We start from the raw sequence: 15,802 nt of genomic DNA on the forward strand, positions 1-15,802 counted from the left end.
GTTCAAGCAAAGACCGTCCTGCCGGGCCCGGCGGCTTGTCCGCACGATAGACGGCTGACATTGGCATAACCAACGCATGTGGTGGCGCGTCTTCGATCGTAAACTCGACCAACGCGCCAGCAGCAAGGTCCACGTCGACCACATCAAGCGGCATCCCGAGCGGAAGACATGCCTCGCGCCTTGCATTCACCAACCTGCCCCATATATGGTCCGAAATGCGGGATAAATTTTGAGGCATCAATGTGTCCGAGTCCACCTTACTGGCGGCAGCTTTCGATCCCTCGGGTCTGATCGCCGCAGATCGCCTGAGCGATCTGCTTCACATCACGCGTATCGAACTAGCCGTGACCCTCGGCCTGTCACGAGACGCCACCTCCAAGACCGCGCGGATTAGCCGACCAGCCACCCAGGCCCAGTTGCGGGACATGGTCGAGATCCTCAATCGTGCCCGACCGTGGGCCGGCTCGCCCCAACAGGCCTTTGCTTGGTACCGGTCGCAGCCCCTGCCCTCCTTCGGCGACCAGACGGCCGAAGACCTCGTCCGCGAAGGCCGGGTCGATGCAGTGCGCCGCTATCTGGATCGGATCGCGGTCGGCGGCTACGCGTGAGGTTTCAGGGTCGGGTCTTCCGCGCGCACAATCCCCGCTGGTCGTTCAGCCCGCTCTCCGGCGATGGGGCCGCCCGGTATGGGGGCCGCTTCAATCCGGTCGGTATGCCGGCACTCTATACGTCCACACGCATGGAGACCGCATGGCTGGAAGCGCAGCAGGGTTTCCCCTTCAAGCCGCAGCCTTTGACCATCTGCGCTTATGAGACAGATTGTTAGCCCGTTCTGGATCTGACCGATCGGGCAATCCTGCGGATCCACGGGATCGATGCCGCGATCCTGGCCTGCCCTTGGGAAGACCTAGCTGATCGTGGTCAGACACCCCCATCATGGGCATTGGCGACGAAATTGCACGCGAATGGCGTGGCCGCGATCATCGTCTCAAGTTTCGCCCCTTGCGCGACTCCGGCAGATCGCAATGTCGTGTTCTGGTGCTGGACGGAGACCCCGCCAACCCGTGTCGTCGTCCTTGATGACGAGGGACGCCTCCCCAAAACTCAGGCATCGTGGGCTTAGGCAAAACTGGCTTCACTCCCCTATCCCCGCAGTCAGAACAAAATCGCGGCCGTTGACCATGCCTACTTGGAAGCTTTCACCAAAATCCGTTCCTGGTATGGAGATCCGTTAGGATTGTAGACTTACCAGCTGGGACTATCCGGGTCTGCTATTGAGGCAAAAGCTGTCATTGGATAGCCCCGCTCGAGTCAGTTTTTCGCGGAACTGCCAAATCTTCCGGTAGTCGGGAGCCTTGTCGGCAAACTCATGCCGAGAAAACGCATGAAGGACGGGTACCCAATCGCAGCACGAAAATTGCGGTAGCCCGCAAGCCTCAGGCGGCTTTGCGCCCTTCGAGCAGATCGGCTAATAGAAATGTAACGTGAACAGTCACCGATCGGGGGTATTTTGAAACGAGGCAAGACGTGGCGGCAGGCGAATCCGACCGACCCGTCCTTTTCCCCTGAGACATCGCCGTTCTTTCATCTTTCGCGTCTGATCGGGCTATATCATTTGCGAATGGACGCCCATTTGAAGCCGATAGGCATGGATGTGCCCCGCTGGCGCGTCATCAATATCCTGCATGAGCGGGAGTGCGCGACGATCAGCGAGATCGCCGATCTGGCAGTGATCCGCGTCTCGACGATGACTAAGCTCATCTACCGTATGGAGAATGAAAGTCTCGTCACGACCGCGATTGCGCCGCATGACGGCCGCGTGACGGAAGTGCGCTTGACGGACAAGGGCCGCAACGCGCTCGAGAAGGTGCGCGCCAAGGCCAGCCTGATTTTTGAGCGTGCGTTTCACAACGTCGACGACGCCGAAATCCGCAGCCTGATGGACCTGACCCGTAAAATATATGACAACATATATTAACGTTACTTAATGTCATAATAAGTGGAATATTCCATCATTCCGCTGTAGACTCGAAACTCTCGTTATAGGGAGGTTCGGGCGCTAGAATGGCTATGATCGTTTCTGTCGATAGGCTTCGTTTGGCGGCGCGGCAGACCCTTCCACGCTGGCTCTTCGACTATCTTGACGGTGGCTCCTATTCCGAGTCGACCTTGCATAGAAATATCGCGGCGTTGTCGGAGTGGCGTTTTGTGCCGCAGGTTCTGGGTGCCCTGCCGCAACCCGATGTCCGTTCGTCGATTTTCGGGCGCCAGCAGGATGTCCCAATCGTTCTTGCCCCTGTCGGAATGGCGGGCATGCTCTCGCCCGACGGGGAAATCAAAGCAGCACGCGCGGCAGCGGGCCAGGGTGTGCAAGCCTGCGTCTCGCATTTTTCGATTGTGCCGATCGAGCGCATCGTGCAGGCCGTTGATCCGGATTTTCTTGCTTTTCAGCTCTACATTTTCCGCAACCGCGATATCACCCGCGACATGGTGTCGCGCGCCTGGGACTGCGGCATCCATACGCTCGTGGTCACCGTTGATACGCCGGTCACGCCGTTGCGCGAACGCGATGCGCGCAACGGATTTCGTAACGTATCCCGTCTGTCGGGGCGCCATATCGCCCATATGATGGTGCGGCCACGCTGGACGTTCCGGGCCGCGCGCGCGAAGGGACGCACAATCGGCAATCTCGACCGCTACGGGATGGGGTCCAATCTGTTCGCCCAGGCCGCCACCATCGCGCGTGAAATCGATCCCCACATAGGCTGGGATGAAATACGCTGGTTGCGTGATACGTGGAAAGGGCGACTGGTCGTCAAGGGCGTCATGCAGCCCGACGATTCCGCCCAGGCTGGGCGCCTCGGGGTAGATGCCCTGGTGCTCTCCAATCATGGCGGTCGCCAGTTGGATGGCGCCGTTGCAGCGATCGAACTGCTGGAAGACAATATCAAGGCTGCAGGAAGTGTGACCGAGATTCTGGTCGACGGCGGCTTCCGGTATGGAACCGACGTCGTCAAGGCCGTGGCTCTGGGGGCAACTGGCGTCATGATCGGGCGCCCTTATGCGTACGGCCTCGCGGCCGATGGCGAACAGGGCGTGGCGGACGTGCTGGACTATTTCCGTCAGGGCATCCTTTCCACCATGACGCTGCTCGGTGCGCCCGATATCGCCGCGCTTCGCGACAATCGAGACCGCCTGTTAAGAAACCTCTGACCGTGGCGCAGGCCCCATCGAGCCGGCAGTGTTTCCATCGAGCACTCGGTGCGTTCGATTGCGAATTGGCTTTATGGCGGGGCTTCGCATTACAGACTTTCTGGTTTCCATCATACGCGTGCCCCTCGCGGGGCACGCGCGTCTGGTTAAGATTGCCCTTAGTCCGCGAAATTCGGGTCTTTCATTCACGAAATCGGATCAGTCCTGCAAAAAAGAACCGACCCGATAACAAAATTGAACAACAAATTTCTAACGCATTCAGATATTTAATTCTCCGAATGTCGTTCGATCCGAATTCTATATTAGATAGGAACGTGTCTTCTAAACAATTTCACACTCGCGGACGTCGACGCAGGCATCCCTAGTGGGGTTTCACCATATCGAGAGAAGAAAACTCGGCCCGCTGGAGGTGAAGCGGGAACTGAATTTCCGCTTCGCCAGCATAGCGGCCGATAACCAACATTACGTTTTCTTCCGGGATGACCCATCGACCCAACTTGGTATCGTAGTTGGCCAATAGCCTTCGGTCGATTGTGACGCTGAGGTTTTTCTCCTCGCCTCTTCTCAGCCCCGACTTCACCCAGCCGAGGAGACGAATTTCACGTTTTCCGTCATTTGCGGGAAACAGCCCATAAACCTGACTAACTTCCTTCCCGTCCGCACGGCCGTTGTTGCGGACGCGAAAGGTCACCGTGACATCATGCTGATGCGTGACGTTCATATTGGAATAGGAAAAAATTGTATAACTGAGGCCATAACCAAATGGATACAGGCAATTCGAGTGATGCTTGTAGTACCATTTATATCCAACGTCAGCCCCCTCTATGAGAGGAATATCAAACATTGCTCCATCTGCTTTGTCGAATCCCGGTATAGTGGTACGAGGAGCATCGGCTTCGCGACGAGGAAAGCTCACAGGTAAACGGCCGGAGGGGTTAACCTGCCCACTGATCACGTCGCTTATCGCAGCCCCACCGCCTGAACCCGGATACCACGCCTCCATGACGCCCCGGACATCATGCAGCCATGGCATTTTGACCGCGCCTCCCGTTTCCAACACCACAACTACATTCCGGTTTGCCGCACCGACTGCGCTGATGAGCTGATCCTGACCCTCAGGTAAAGAGAGATCGGGAGCATCAAAACTTTCGACCATCCATTGCGTAGCGAAGATCAGAACCACGTCAGCCTGATGGGCAAGAGTAGCTGCCATAGAAGGATATCGACCGTCGGTATATGTAATTTCGGCATTTGGCAGAGCCTTTCGAAGCTCTAGCAACGGGGAGCCAGGAAGATAGTCGACATAGCGACGCCCCATCTCACCCTCGCCGTCCGCCTTGATTCTGATTCCGGCGCCATACGGAGTGATGGATGACGATCCGCCACCCTCCAAAACGCCGAAATCCGCTCGACCTCCAACGACCAAGATTTTCAAACGTTTTTGAGCGGACAGTGGCAAAATATTACCATCGTTCTTCAGTAGTACAATAGCTTCGTCTTCCACATTACGGGCAATCGTCGTGTCGCCCTTGATATCTATCGCAGGCTGTCCCGAGGATGAGTGCTTCTCCAGCATGCCTTGGCGAGCCATCGTGGCGACAATGTTTTCGTTCATAGTATCGAGCCGCTGTTGCGACACGACACCTGCACGAACAGCGGATTTCAGCCCATCTCCAAACATCACAGATTTATCGAGTTGCGCTCCGGCCTCTTGATCAAGTCCCGAATTCGCATCGGATGGCGCCTTCACAGCCCCCCAATCGGACATGACCCACCCGTCGAACTTCAGTTCTTGACGGAGGAACCGCGTAAGAAGGTCATGATTCTGACATGACCAGACCGTACCTACCCTGTTATAGCCGCACATCACGACAGCAGGCTTGCCTAATCCCATAGCTATTTCAAACGCGAGAAGATCACTCTCGCGACCGGCCGCCTCCGCAATCATTACGTTGTAGAAGTTACGGTCAGTTTCTTGAAAATTGTATGCTACGTGTTTCAACGTCGCAATCAACCCGTTGGATTGGATTGCGGAGATCGCATATCCGGCCATGGTTCCCGTCAGTAACGGGTCCTCTCCGTAAGCTTCGAAATTTCTCCCTGCTCGAGGTTCCCGCGCCAGGTTGACGCTTGGCGCCAGCAATACATTGAAGCCCTTAGAACGGGCTTCCCGGGCCACCATGTCAGAACCTGCGTAAGACAACTCGATATTCCAAGTGGCTGACGTAGCGAGCGTCGAAGGCAATCCAACTGCGCCATCACCTGGGCGTCCATTCAAAGGGTTGGTTACGCCCATTCCGGCGTCAGTCTCCTGCAACGCAGGGATTCCTAACGAGGGAATACCGGGAACATATCCGGACGAGCCGATTGCTCCAGATGGTTTCTTAGACGTATGAAAGTCGACACCCAGATCACCGTGCAATAGGATAAATTTTTGATCAAACGTCATACGGTGGACCAAGTCTCGTGCCAACGACATGGGATCTGAAACTTGATGCCCGTCAGCACGGGCGATGCCAGGCGATAAGAGCCATAGCACCATGCCGAAAAGGCTTAAAGGATTGGACTGGTATCTATTCATAAAAGAGATTTCCCTCTGCCACCGTTCAAAACCCTGCATGACGGTCTGATAGAACCGGCCACACACACGTCCTTTACGAGAGTCCCGCCAGCTGTTGATGTACGGGTGCGGTTTTGAAAGTTGCTCCAAGTAGCCTGCGCCCCTCATTCCTACCGAGCCGCTCGCTCGAAACTCCGGATCACCTATTGAACAACGATCGTATGAGCAGCTACAGTTGCTGGTAGGTCTACCGACACCGTTGTGGCATCCCTATGATGCCATTGCGAAGCCTCTAGCGGTGCACCGTCGAGTGCAGCCTTAGACTTTTCCGGTGCATTCAGACCATGTATGACGACGCTATAGCTTTGCCACCAAGGGTGATATGTCCCCTCAGGGGCACTGATTTTCACTTCAATACCACCATTACTTTCTGTACTGCAGAAAAATTCTGTCCGACTAAACACTCCCTTGGTATAATCAAGGCTGTGTCCATCGTCTGTGTAGACGCTACCATGGCAGTTTGGTCCTGGATAGACATCGATCTGCAATGGTCCCTTTGGTATATCGTCAGTGCTCTGTACAAGAGCTTGATGGGGGACAATGCTACCCGCCCGCACAAATACCGGTAATTGGTCGAGTTGCGGTGTTACGGACAGCTGGTACGGCGTGCTGGCGTCCAACTTTTCAGGTTTGAGTAGTGAGGCTGAAGCTCCCATGAGCTGCAGCGGACGAAGTCCGATCAGCTTTTTTCCTGTCCAATAGTCGTACCAATCGCCTGGCGGCAATATGACATTGTAAGATCCAGGCGACTCGGGTGTCCAGCTTGGAGCTGAAAACGATCCCGGCGCCACCAGCAGCGCTGGGCCCCACATGAATTCCACTCCCCCCAGCAAATCCATCGGTGCGCCCCGAATCAACGTCTCAGGGAACTCCATGAATAGTGGGCGCATCATCGGTACGCCGGTGCGCGACGCCTCTTCCGAAAGAGTATAATTATAAGGCAGGAGACGGTAACGGCTTTCAATGAAACGCCGTCGGATAGCTTCGTGCGCGGCACCATCTCCCCATGGCTCCTGGGGGCCGCTCCACCGATCCGCATGAGAACGTGCGATCGGCGTAAACATGGCCAATTCGTACCACTTCGTTACAAGATCTGGAGTTGCCTTTCCGGCGAATCCCCCGATGTCCGCGCCGGCAAACGCGAACCCGCCCAGGCCGAGGCTCTCCAGCATCGGTACTGTCAGCGCCAGATGATTCCAGGAAGACACGTTGTCACCCGTCCAGGTGACCCCGTAACGCTGGCCTCCTGCGTAGGACGCACGCGTCATCACAAAGGGACGCTCGTTAGGTTTTAGCGCAAGCAGCCCTTCATACGTCGCTCTATGGTTTTGCATCCCATAGATATTGTGGACCTCGCGGTGCTCAGCGACTCGCGGTGCGAATCCCGGCTCTTCAATACGATGCCGGTTGTCCAACGGCATCGTTTTCGTAGGGGAATTGAAAATAGCGGGTTCATTCATGTCGTTCCAAAATCCTGCCACGCCATCATCGATGTAGAATTCGCGATACAGTTTCCCCCACCAGGCGCGCGTTGCCGCCTGCGTAAAATCCGGAAACAACGACGGACCGGGCCACACCGGACCGACATAGGGTTTCCCATCAGCGCCCCGAAGGAAGCGGTCCTGCGCCATCCCCGAGTCAAAGGGCGAGTAACCGATGTTGGGAGCGTCGGCGATATGCAGATCGGTAATCGCTATAGTACGAATCCCGCGTGCAGAGAAATCGGCCACCATCTGACGGAAATTTGGGAAGGTCTTCGAATCTACGGTGAACGGCCGGTAATCTTGCTGATAGTCGATGTCCAGCCACACCGCATCGGCAGGCACGCGATCTGCTCGCAGGCGATCCACTATATTCCGCAGAGATTTTTCGGTAGGGTAGCTCCAACGTGATTGCTGGAACCCCAATGTCCAGCGAGGTTGCATGGCCGGGCGGCCCGTAAGCCGCGTGTATCCCGACATGACTTGCTTGGGGTTCGGTCCTCCCAAAACGTAATAGTCGATCGGGCCGCCCGCTGCGCCGATCCGCAGGGACTCAGGATCATCATGCCCGAAATCGAAAGTCGTCCTCCATGTATTGTCCAAAAATACGCCGTAGTAGGTCCCCTTCGTGAAGCCGATGAAAAAAGGAATGTCCTTATAGAGGGGATCCTGGCCCTCTCGGTAGGCATAGCTGTCCGTATTCCACATGACGTAGCTGTGCCCCCGCCGATCGAGAGGCCCGAACTTGTCGCCCAAGCCAAAATAATGGGCGTCTTGTGGGAGGACCTTCTTCATCTGAAAGGCAGTGCCGTCAGTCGTGTAAGCGGCGCTCTGGTCCGCGAGCAGTACATGTCCAGCCTTGTCCGCGATTGTTATGCCGCCTGTTTTGCGTAGCAGCGTGACTCTAAGCTCGCTTGTCTCAAAACCCACATAATCGGCTGTGTCTATGTGGCGAATGGGCACGGCGGATGCTTTTGCATCGGGGAGAACGGCCCAAGAGGCGTCTTCGGGCAACTTACCGTCGCGCCCAATCCGCACGCGTACGATTCCCTCGGCGACTGCCGTGACCCTTGTCAACCCCATGCCGGAGTGCCACTCAAGGCCCGACGGCAGTAGATTAGCAGATGCTTCGGTTGAAACGGGAGCTACCGTCGCCTGGGCTGCTCTCGTGGGGGCCACTGCGCCGACTAGGGCTCCACCAGAAAATGCTGTTGTAATGAATAGCGCGAGGGCGCTTCGACCGAAAGACATGTCAACTCCGTTGGGCGCAATGATAGGACATTTTGGCATGGTACCAACTTGTAACACCTAGATACCGTATCTCGCTGAGCGCGAGTGGACATCGACACCTCTTCCGCATGCAAGAGGACAGGCAAACCAAGACCCGCCTCGAGGAGGCGTGATGGAGTCTGAATCTCCGCTCGAATCGTCGATACGAAATCGGAACCGATATGATATGACACTTCAGTTGAATAATCCACTACAAATGGTGCATTCGGTCTGAATTTTGGATACGCTTCCGAAAGGCGTTTCATGGGGGCATGCATTTTTGGCTTGCGCCGGATTCTGTGTATTTTTCGCTTGAAATGTCTCCTTTTTCATGTGCATCATTCCGATACGGGCATGAAACGTGTTGGCGTCTCAAGCTTTTTGGGGATGTCCAGCATGGCAGTGTCACTTCAGGAAAGTAAGCACACCTGGCGCTTCAAGCTGTCGCTCACCGACGCTGCGCGGATGCCCGCGGTGCTGGTGCTTATAGCAAAGCGGCGGCATCGGCACTGGGGTACCTTATGTCTTGTAATTCGACATCACTCCGCCGGCCTAAGTGGCGGCTCGCCAGAGCACTGAGGGTCAATTGCAATTCAAGGGACGAAATCGCCTCTCTTCTTGCTTGGTTCAGATTTATACGTATCACCGCGCGTCGGTGTCCGGTTCAAGTGCCTCTATACCCTTACCCTGGAGAATCAAAGCTATGCACTTAAATAAAACTCGACGGTTGCATCAATTCATTGGCGTCTCCACTATGGCGCTGCTTGTAGCGATCGGGGCAAGTGCCAAGGCCGACACTTCAACCCCTGTCGTTCCTAGTAAGCGTGGGAAAGCTGCGGCATCGTCGCAATTACGACGACCGGCGTTGAGGGCGGCGCCCCGGGCAGCCACACAACCTGAGGAGATATCGGTAAGGGCGGGTGTTAGTTCCGCGAACGGCGTAACCAACACCACTCCGGGGGGTGGGTTAATGCCGCCGCAGAGCGCTCCAAAGTCAATCAGCGGCATTACGCGTGATTATATCGCGCGTCAGGCCCCGACTGCCAACGTGCAGGCGTTAATAGCCAATCTTGCCGGCGTCGTTTCTGGCTCACAGGATCCGCTCGGTCAAACTGCCACTCAGATGAGTATGCGCGGGTTGAACGAGACCGAGATCGGGTTCACCTACGAGGGCGTTCAGCTTGCGGATGCCCTTACATACGAACCATATACGCAATCGATGGTGGATACTGACAACATCCAGAAGGTAGACGTAGCGCAGGGCGCGCCGGACCTGGCTGCGCCGGTTTATAATGCCGTCGGTGGCCTTATTAACGTGGAACTCCGGCACGCTTTGCAGCAGCAGCGCGTCACCACCGACTTCACATTTGGATCTAAATCCCTGGAGCGCGAATTCCTTCGCTTCGATTCCGGCGAGATCGGACATTCAGGCATCAAGGCCTTTGCTTCTTTCTCCTCAACCTCCAACAATGAATGGCGTGGTGACGGAACGTTTCGGAAATATCACGTCGATGCTGAATTGCGTAAGGATTGGGGGCGTGGAGACAGCGCCGCGCTTATCTTCTCTTATGACAATCTGGAGCAGAACCTCTATCGCTCGGTTAGCATGACGCAATGGCGACAGTCGGGTACGAACTTTAATTACGACGGGACCTATACTCCTGGTGATACGAATTGGGTCGGCCTGAACGCGATGCACCGCCGATCAGTGTCCTTTATCGCGCCGGTGAAGCTCAATCTCGGCCGAGGGTTCCATTTGGATATTTCGCCAGGATACCAGCAATACGCGGACTACACTTTTGGGGGTACAAAAATATCGAATAAGGGCTCATTTTGGGGCAGTGAAGCTCTCCCACCCCTCAATCTTCCCTATCAGACAAACGGCGTGACGACTGCTGAAACGGTCGATACCGCACCCCAGCAAATGAGCGAGATCAACGGCGTTCTGTCGTGGAAGTGCGGCCACAATACCGCGAGATTGGGGTATAACTATTCGTACCTGCAGATGGAAGCACCGCTCTGGTACGAGGCGGTGGGATATAATGGGAGCATGGCTAACGTCGAAGGGCGCTACCCAATTCTTCTGCCAAACGGCGGCCGGTACAATACGGAGGACTTCAATTTCAAACAGCAAGTGAATGCTGCGTTTCTTGACGATACGATCAAGCTTTTGGACGATCGTCTAACACTTTATGCGGGCCTGCGTTACATGATGATCAGCCGCATCGCCACGAACGCTATTCCTGGTGCCATTCCGGGTTACCGCGTGGCAAAAAATTATGCCCAACCGTTGCCGCAGGTCGCGATATCCTATCAGATTACTCCCCGCGATCAGATCTACATTAATGGATCGACCGCCTTTCGAGCCCCCAACTCCAATGTTTCCTATGGCAACTACTTCACAACCAGCCATCAGGGACCAGCAACCGTTCCGGGAAACATAACCGGGGAATATGCGATTTCCGAAGAGTTGGGCTACCGTCACCATGGGTTGGTCAACGTCTCGGCCGCTCTATTCAACTACAACCTGACCCATACCCAGCTTACAGCTCAGCAATATATCGGTGGTATTTTGGCATCCTCCCCTGTTGACGGAGGCGGCAAGACGATGCGTGGCGCACAGCTCGAAGTTGGGATGACTCCGTGGCATCATTTTAGTCCCTATCTATCAGGTCAATATCTACACGCGACCATGAATAATAACTTCCAGGTATCGCCGGGCACTTATCTGCCAACTGCGGGTAAAATAGCCGTCCAGAGCCCCGAGTTTGTCGGCGCTCTTGGCTTGACCTATGACGACGGTCATGTCTTTGGAAATGTCACGGCGAACTATGTTGGTTCGCAATATGCGTCGATGATGAATGACCAGAAGATGCCGTCCCGTGAAGTCGGAAACGCCTCGATCGGATATCGCTTTGCCTCACGATGGATCGTGCAGCACCCACAGATTCAGGTGAATGTCATCAACCTCGGTGGTCAATCGTATCTTTCCAATATTACAGGCGTTACCACCAATGCGCGGCCTGTGGTCGCCACCAATGGTAAGGTCGTGGCTCCCGGCACGGCATATTATTATATCGGTGGTGGTTTGGCGGTCACTTGTTCTCTGTCGGCGGCCTTCTAAGGTTCGGACGTCAGCCGGAAGCAAGCCTAAGCCGGGATGCTCCGCGCGTCGTCACCCTGGCTTTGGGCGCGGCGCAGCATCAGAGCATTCTGGTGAGTCGGAAAACGAGACGCTCGGGTGACGCGGTCGTGCGTACTACCCCGTAGCAGCCGAGCCTCGTTCGAGAAAAACTAGGATGCCTCGAATTCCATAGTCTTATCGAGCAGGGGGTTTAGGCGGAACGAATTCGTGACCCACCCCTCATTAGACGAAAAAGAAGTGGAAATATCCACCAAATGAATGTAGCATGATCACGTGTTGGAGGAAGTTCGAGTTGATGGATGCATACGGTCCATGCGGGCGGGGGGTGCGTTGCCGGGGTATCATGCTTCCGCGCCGTCTTAAATCAGGGGGATCGCGGCCATGCTGAGATGCATCGCGTCGAATGAAGAAATGATCGCACAGGGCGCTGATTTCCATCAGCTGCTGAACGAGATCAGGAACCGTGCCCCGGAATTCCGGCATGCCCGCCGCCTGGCGCCCGATATCGTCGAAAAGTTCCGTCAGGTCGGTGTATATCGTGCGCTCGTGGCACGGCGTTTCGGAGGGATGGAAAGCGCGCCGGCGGCCTTCCTCCGTTTGATCGAGGATATCAGCCATGCCGACGGGTCGGCAGGATGGGTGGCCAGTTTCGGCGTGTCCGCCACCTACCTGGCGGCATTGCCCGTTCCGACGTTGGAAGAGATTTATCGCGACGGCCCGGATGTCGTATTCGCGGGGGCCATCTTCCCGCCGCAGAAGGCCGAACGCGTGGACGGCGACACGGTCGTTGTCAACGGACGCTGGCCCTACGCCAGCGGTTGCACCAGCGCCGCCCTAATCGGGGTCGGTATCGCCATGCAGGACGATGCCGGCGGCCTGCCGCGCACGGCCGTCATGCCGGCCTCCGCCGTGCGCATCGAGGAGACCTGGGATACGATCGGTCTCGCCGGAACCGGTAGCCATGACGTTGTGGTGGAAAATGTCCGCGTTCCCCTGTCCTGGACCTTTATTCGGGGTGGCAGCCCCACCCTGGACAGCCCGATTTATCGCTACCCGTCCCTTGGCTTGGCCGCACAAGTTCTGACGGCGGTGGGGCTCGGCGTTGCGCAGCGCGCGATCGACGAGGTTCTGGCGATGGCCTCGGGGCGCTCGTCCATCACCGGTGCGCCGACCATGGCGGATCGTCCGCAGGTGCAGGCCGCGTTGGGCGAGGCCGAGGCCATGTTGTCGAGCGCGCGGAGTTTCTTTTACGACGTGACGCAACAGGTCTGGCAGATCCTGCTGGATGGCGGGCCGGTGCCCGATTCCCTGGCCAATCGTATTCGTCTCGCCGCCACCCATGGGGCCCAGGTCTCGGCACAGGTCACGCGGGATTGCTTTACCATGGGTGGAATCGTCGCGGTCCAGTCCGACCATATTCTCGGCCGCTGCATGCAGGATTGCGCGGTCGTCGCGCAACACGCCTTCATGGCAAAGGGAAATTACGAGTCCGCCGGACGTGTCATGCTGGGACGGGGCGGACGGCCCGGCTATCCCTGATTGTTCGCATGTGCCGATTGCAGGCACTCAGGTTCATTTGACAGACATCAATGGAGGAATGGCACATGAATGATCTGCCTGATCCGAAGAAACTGCTCGGCGCGGATCGTGCCGACGGCTCGATCTACAGCGACCCGGATCTGTATGACATGGAAATGGATCGCATTTTCATGCACAACTGGATCTGGGTCGCACATAGAAGTGAACTGCCCGAGCCTGGCGATTTCATTACGACGTTCGTTGGCCCGCATCCGGTCATCGTATCGCGCGATCGCAAGGGAATTGTCCATGTCATGCTCAATCGCTGCCGGCATCGCGCGGCAACGGTATGCGAGCTCAAGAGTGGCAAGACCGCCAGTTTCGTCTGCCCGTATCATGGCTGGGCCTATGGGTTGGACGGCGCGCTGCGTGGCGTCCCGCACCAGGACGGTTATACGGGGCAGCTGGATAAGGCGGAACTGCCGCTCGTCTCCCTGCGTGTCGAGGAATATAATGGGCTGATCTTCGCCACATTCGATGCGGACATCATGCCGCTCGACGAATGGCTGGGGCGCGCCAAGCCCTGGATCGACCTATTCATGAAGCAGGGCGCGGGCTGGCCCGTCAAAACCATGGGCGAACACAAATTCACGTTCCCGGGCAACTGGAAGATTCAGCTCGAAAACACGACCGACGCCTATCATTTCCCGATCGTGCATAAGTCCTTCCTGGATTCGGTCGATCAGGAGACGCAGAATACACTGACCTTCCTGGGCGGCAGCGGCTTCGTCGAGGATCTGGGGCATGGGCATTCGGTCATGGTCATGATCCCGGAACTCGTCGATCTGGACGAGAAGCTGGACGCGCCGATCCCAGAACGTTTCGCCGAGTTGGCCGCGGAGCTCGAGAAGGATTATGCACCGGATCAGGTGCGCCGGATCGTGCGCGCCGTCGGTGGGTCGGGATTCAATCTCAATCTGTTCCCGAATCTGGCCTGTTCCATGGCCTTCTTCCGCGTGCTGCGTCCGCTCAGCGCCACCGAGACGGAAATCCGCCACATCGCGATCGGCATGGATGGCGGTCCGGAAATCGCCAACCAGGCACGCCTGCGTCTGCACGAACATTTTCAGGGGCCGATGGGCTTCGGTACGCCGGACGATGCGGAGGCCTGGGATCGGGTACAGCGTGGTTCGCTGGCCGGGCGCAATATTTCGGTTCTCCTCAATCGCGGCCTTGGCCACGAGGCCCAGCGCGAGGACGGCAATCTCTTCAGCGATGTAAGTGCCGAGACAGGGATGCGTGCCGCCTATCGGCAATGGCTGGCAGCCATGACGGCGGGGGTTGGACAATGAGCATATCCCTGGAAGAGGCGATCGCGCTGATCACACTGGAGGCCGACCTGCTTGATCATGGCGGGTTCCTGCAATGGCTGACGCTCTATACGCCGGACGGGCGGTACGTCGTGCCCATCGATCCGGATACCGAGGATTTCGAACGCGTCCTCAATTACGCCTATGACGATGCCCACATGCGCCAGAAGCGCGTTGAGCGTCTGCTGGGCGGCCGTTCGATTTCCGCGGCGCCGCCGGCACGAACCGTTCGTCTGCTGTCGCGCTATCGCATGCTGGAAAATGACTCTGAAAGCTGCACCTTGCGCTGCGCGCAATTCCTGAACGAGCTGCGTCAGGGGCGCGAGCGCAATTACGCCGCCAACCTGACCTACCGTCTGGTCCGCACGGCTGATGGCCTCAAGATCGACCTGAAGGTCATCCGCTTGCTTGGTTCGACCGAGGCGTTGACAGCTGTGAGTTACATCCTGTGACGCGCGTCGCGCTGGTAACCGGCGGCGCCAGGGGACTGGGTGCCTGTATCGCCGGACATCTCGCGGCGGAGGGATACCGGGTCGTCATCGGCGACGTCGATCCCGACGCCGCAGCGGCCACGGCGCGGGGGCTCGGCGACCGGGTGTCGGCACTGGCGCTGGATGTGACGTCGGAAAGCTCCATCGAGGCCGCGCTGGATGAGGTGGAACGTCTGGCCGGACTGCCATGGCTGCTGGTCAATAACGCGGCCGTCATGAAGGCGCAGACGCTTCTCGATATCGATATCGCGACGTTCGATGCCGTGCTGTCCGTCAATCTGCGCGGCACGTTCCTGGCAAGCCAGCGCTTCGCCCGTCGGCTGCGCGCGCAGGACAAGGGCGGCCGGATCGTCAATATCGGCTCACTCGCCGGCCAGAACGGCGGCACCGCCACCGGGGCCCATTACGCCGCCTCCAAGGGAGGTGTTCACACGTTGACCAAGGTTTTCGCACGTGATCTGGCGCCGTTTGACATCACCGTGAATGCGGTGGCGCCAGGGCCGTTGGATCTGCCGTCGGTTGCGGAAACAATCGGCGCGGACAATATCCCGCGCATCGTCGCCGGATTGCCGACCGGCAAACTGGGCGATCCGCTCACCATCGCACGCATGGTCGCCGAACTGGCGCGGCCGGAGGCTGCGGCAATCACGGGCGCCACCGTCGATATCAATTGCGGGTTGTACATGCGATGAGCA

Annotated in this window: 11 protein-coding genes and 1 pseudogene; 9 read left to right on the forward strand and 3 right to left on the reverse strand. The window is 57.3% G+C overall.

The features are described from left to right. Positions 1 to 242 precede the first annotated feature (242 nt). The 4 genes and pseudogenes from AAC691_RS08630 to AAC691_RS08645 all read left to right on the forward strand — a co-directional run bounded on the left by AAC691_RS08630 (position 243) and on the right by AAC691_RS08645 (position 3,213). Positions 243 to 608, forward strand: coding sequence for an antitoxin Xre/MbcA/ParS toxin-binding domain-containing protein (locus AAC691_RS08630; protein ID WP_342629726.1), 366 nt, complete (start codon positions 243 to 245; stop codon positions 606 to 608). Continuing rightward, positions 605 to 1,123 (forward strand): annotated as a pseudogene (locus AAC691_RS08635) (RES family NAD+ phosphorylase). Before AAC691_RS08630 ends, AAC691_RS08635 begins: the two are co-directional and overlap by 4 nt. A 387-nt stretch (positions 1,124 to 1,510) precedes the next feature. After that, positions 1,511 to 1,978, forward strand: coding sequence for a MarR family winged helix-turn-helix transcriptional regulator (locus AAC691_RS08640; RefSeq protein WP_342629727.1), 468 nt, complete (start codon positions 1,511 to 1,513; stop codon positions 1,976 to 1,978). An 86-nt stretch (positions 1,979 to 2,064) separates the two neighbouring features. Beyond that, positions 2,065 to 3,213 carry an alpha-hydroxy acid oxidase gene (locus AAC691_RS08645; protein WP_342629728.1) on the forward strand — a complete coding sequence of 383 codons (1,149 nt, stop codon included), beginning with the start codon at positions 2,065 to 2,067 and terminating at the stop codon, positions 3,211 to 3,213. Positions 3,214 to 3,574: 361 nt separating this feature from the next. Here the strand turns inward: AAC691_RS08645 and AAC691_RS08650 are convergent, their stop codons facing one another. Together AAC691_RS08650 and AAC691_RS08655 are read right to left on the reverse strand one after the other, a co-directional pair. Beyond that, entirely contained in the window at positions 3,575 to 5,794 is a 2,220-nt protein-coding gene (locus AAC691_RS08650) for a glycoside hydrolase family 3 C-terminal domain-containing protein (RefSeq protein ID WP_342629729.1), read from the reverse strand. Between the two features lie 182 nt (positions 5,795 to 5,976). After that, positions 5,977 to 8,565, reverse strand: coding sequence for a glycoside hydrolase family 31 protein (locus AAC691_RS08655; RefSeq protein ID WP_342629730.1), 2,589 nt, complete (start codon positions 8,563 to 8,565; stop codon positions 5,977 to 5,979). Between the two features lie 772 nt (positions 8,566 to 9,337). On the opposite strand from AAC691_RS08655, the gene AAC691_RS08660 reads away from it, so the two are divergent. Next, complete coding sequence (locus AAC691_RS08660) at positions 9,338 to 11,707, forward strand: TonB-dependent receptor domain-containing protein (RefSeq protein ID WP_342629731.1); 2,370 nt, start codon at positions 9,338 to 9,340, stop codon at positions 11,705 to 11,707. A gap of 243 nt (positions 11,708 to 11,950) precedes the next feature. Here the strand turns inward: AAC691_RS08660 and AAC691_RS08665 are convergent, their stop codons facing one another. After that, complete coding sequence (locus tag AAC691_RS08665) at positions 11,951 to 12,346, reverse strand: hypothetical protein (RefSeq protein WP_342629732.1); 396 nt, start codon at positions 12,344 to 12,346, stop codon at positions 11,951 to 11,953. On the opposite strand from AAC691_RS08665, the gene AAC691_RS08670 reads away from it, so the two are divergent. The 4 genes from AAC691_RS08670 (at position 12,326) to AAC691_RS08685 (ending at position 15,799) form a co-directional block, all read left to right on the forward strand. Next, positions 12,326 to 13,267, forward strand: a complete 942-nt coding sequence (locus tag AAC691_RS08670) for an acyl-CoA dehydrogenase family protein (RefSeq protein ID WP_342629733.1) — start codon at positions 12,326 to 12,328, stop codon at positions 13,265 to 13,267. The genes AAC691_RS08665 and AAC691_RS08670 overlap by 21 nt on opposite strands. Before the next feature lie 65 nt (positions 13,268 to 13,332). Beyond that, positions 13,333 to 14,598 carry an aromatic ring-hydroxylating dioxygenase subunit alpha gene (locus AAC691_RS08675; protein WP_342630171.1) on the forward strand — a complete coding sequence of 422 codons (1,266 nt, stop codon included), beginning with the start codon at positions 13,333 to 13,335 and terminating at the stop codon, positions 14,596 to 14,598. Beyond that, the gene (locus tag AAC691_RS08680) at positions 14,595 to 15,068 is read left to right on the forward strand and encodes an aromatic-ring-hydroxylating dioxygenase subunit beta (protein WP_342629734.1); all 474 of its coding nucleotides are present in this window, start codon (positions 14,595 to 14,597) and stop codon (positions 15,066 to 15,068) included. The genes AAC691_RS08675 and AAC691_RS08680 overlap by 4 nt, the downstream gene beginning before the upstream one ends. Continuing rightward, positions 15,065 to 15,799, forward strand: a complete 735-nt coding sequence (locus tag AAC691_RS08685; RefSeq protein WP_342629735.1) for an SDR family oxidoreductase — start codon at positions 15,065 to 15,067, stop codon at positions 15,797 to 15,799. Before AAC691_RS08680 ends, AAC691_RS08685 begins: the two co-directional genes overlap by 4 nt. The last annotated feature ends 3 nt before the right edge of the window (positions 15,800 to 15,802 follow it).

It is taken from the genome of Nguyenibacter vanlangensis, assembly GCF_038719015.1.
GTDB classification, from domain to species: Bacteria; Pseudomonadota; Alphaproteobacteria; order Acetobacterales; family Acetobacteraceae; genus Gluconacetobacter; species Gluconacetobacter vanlangensis.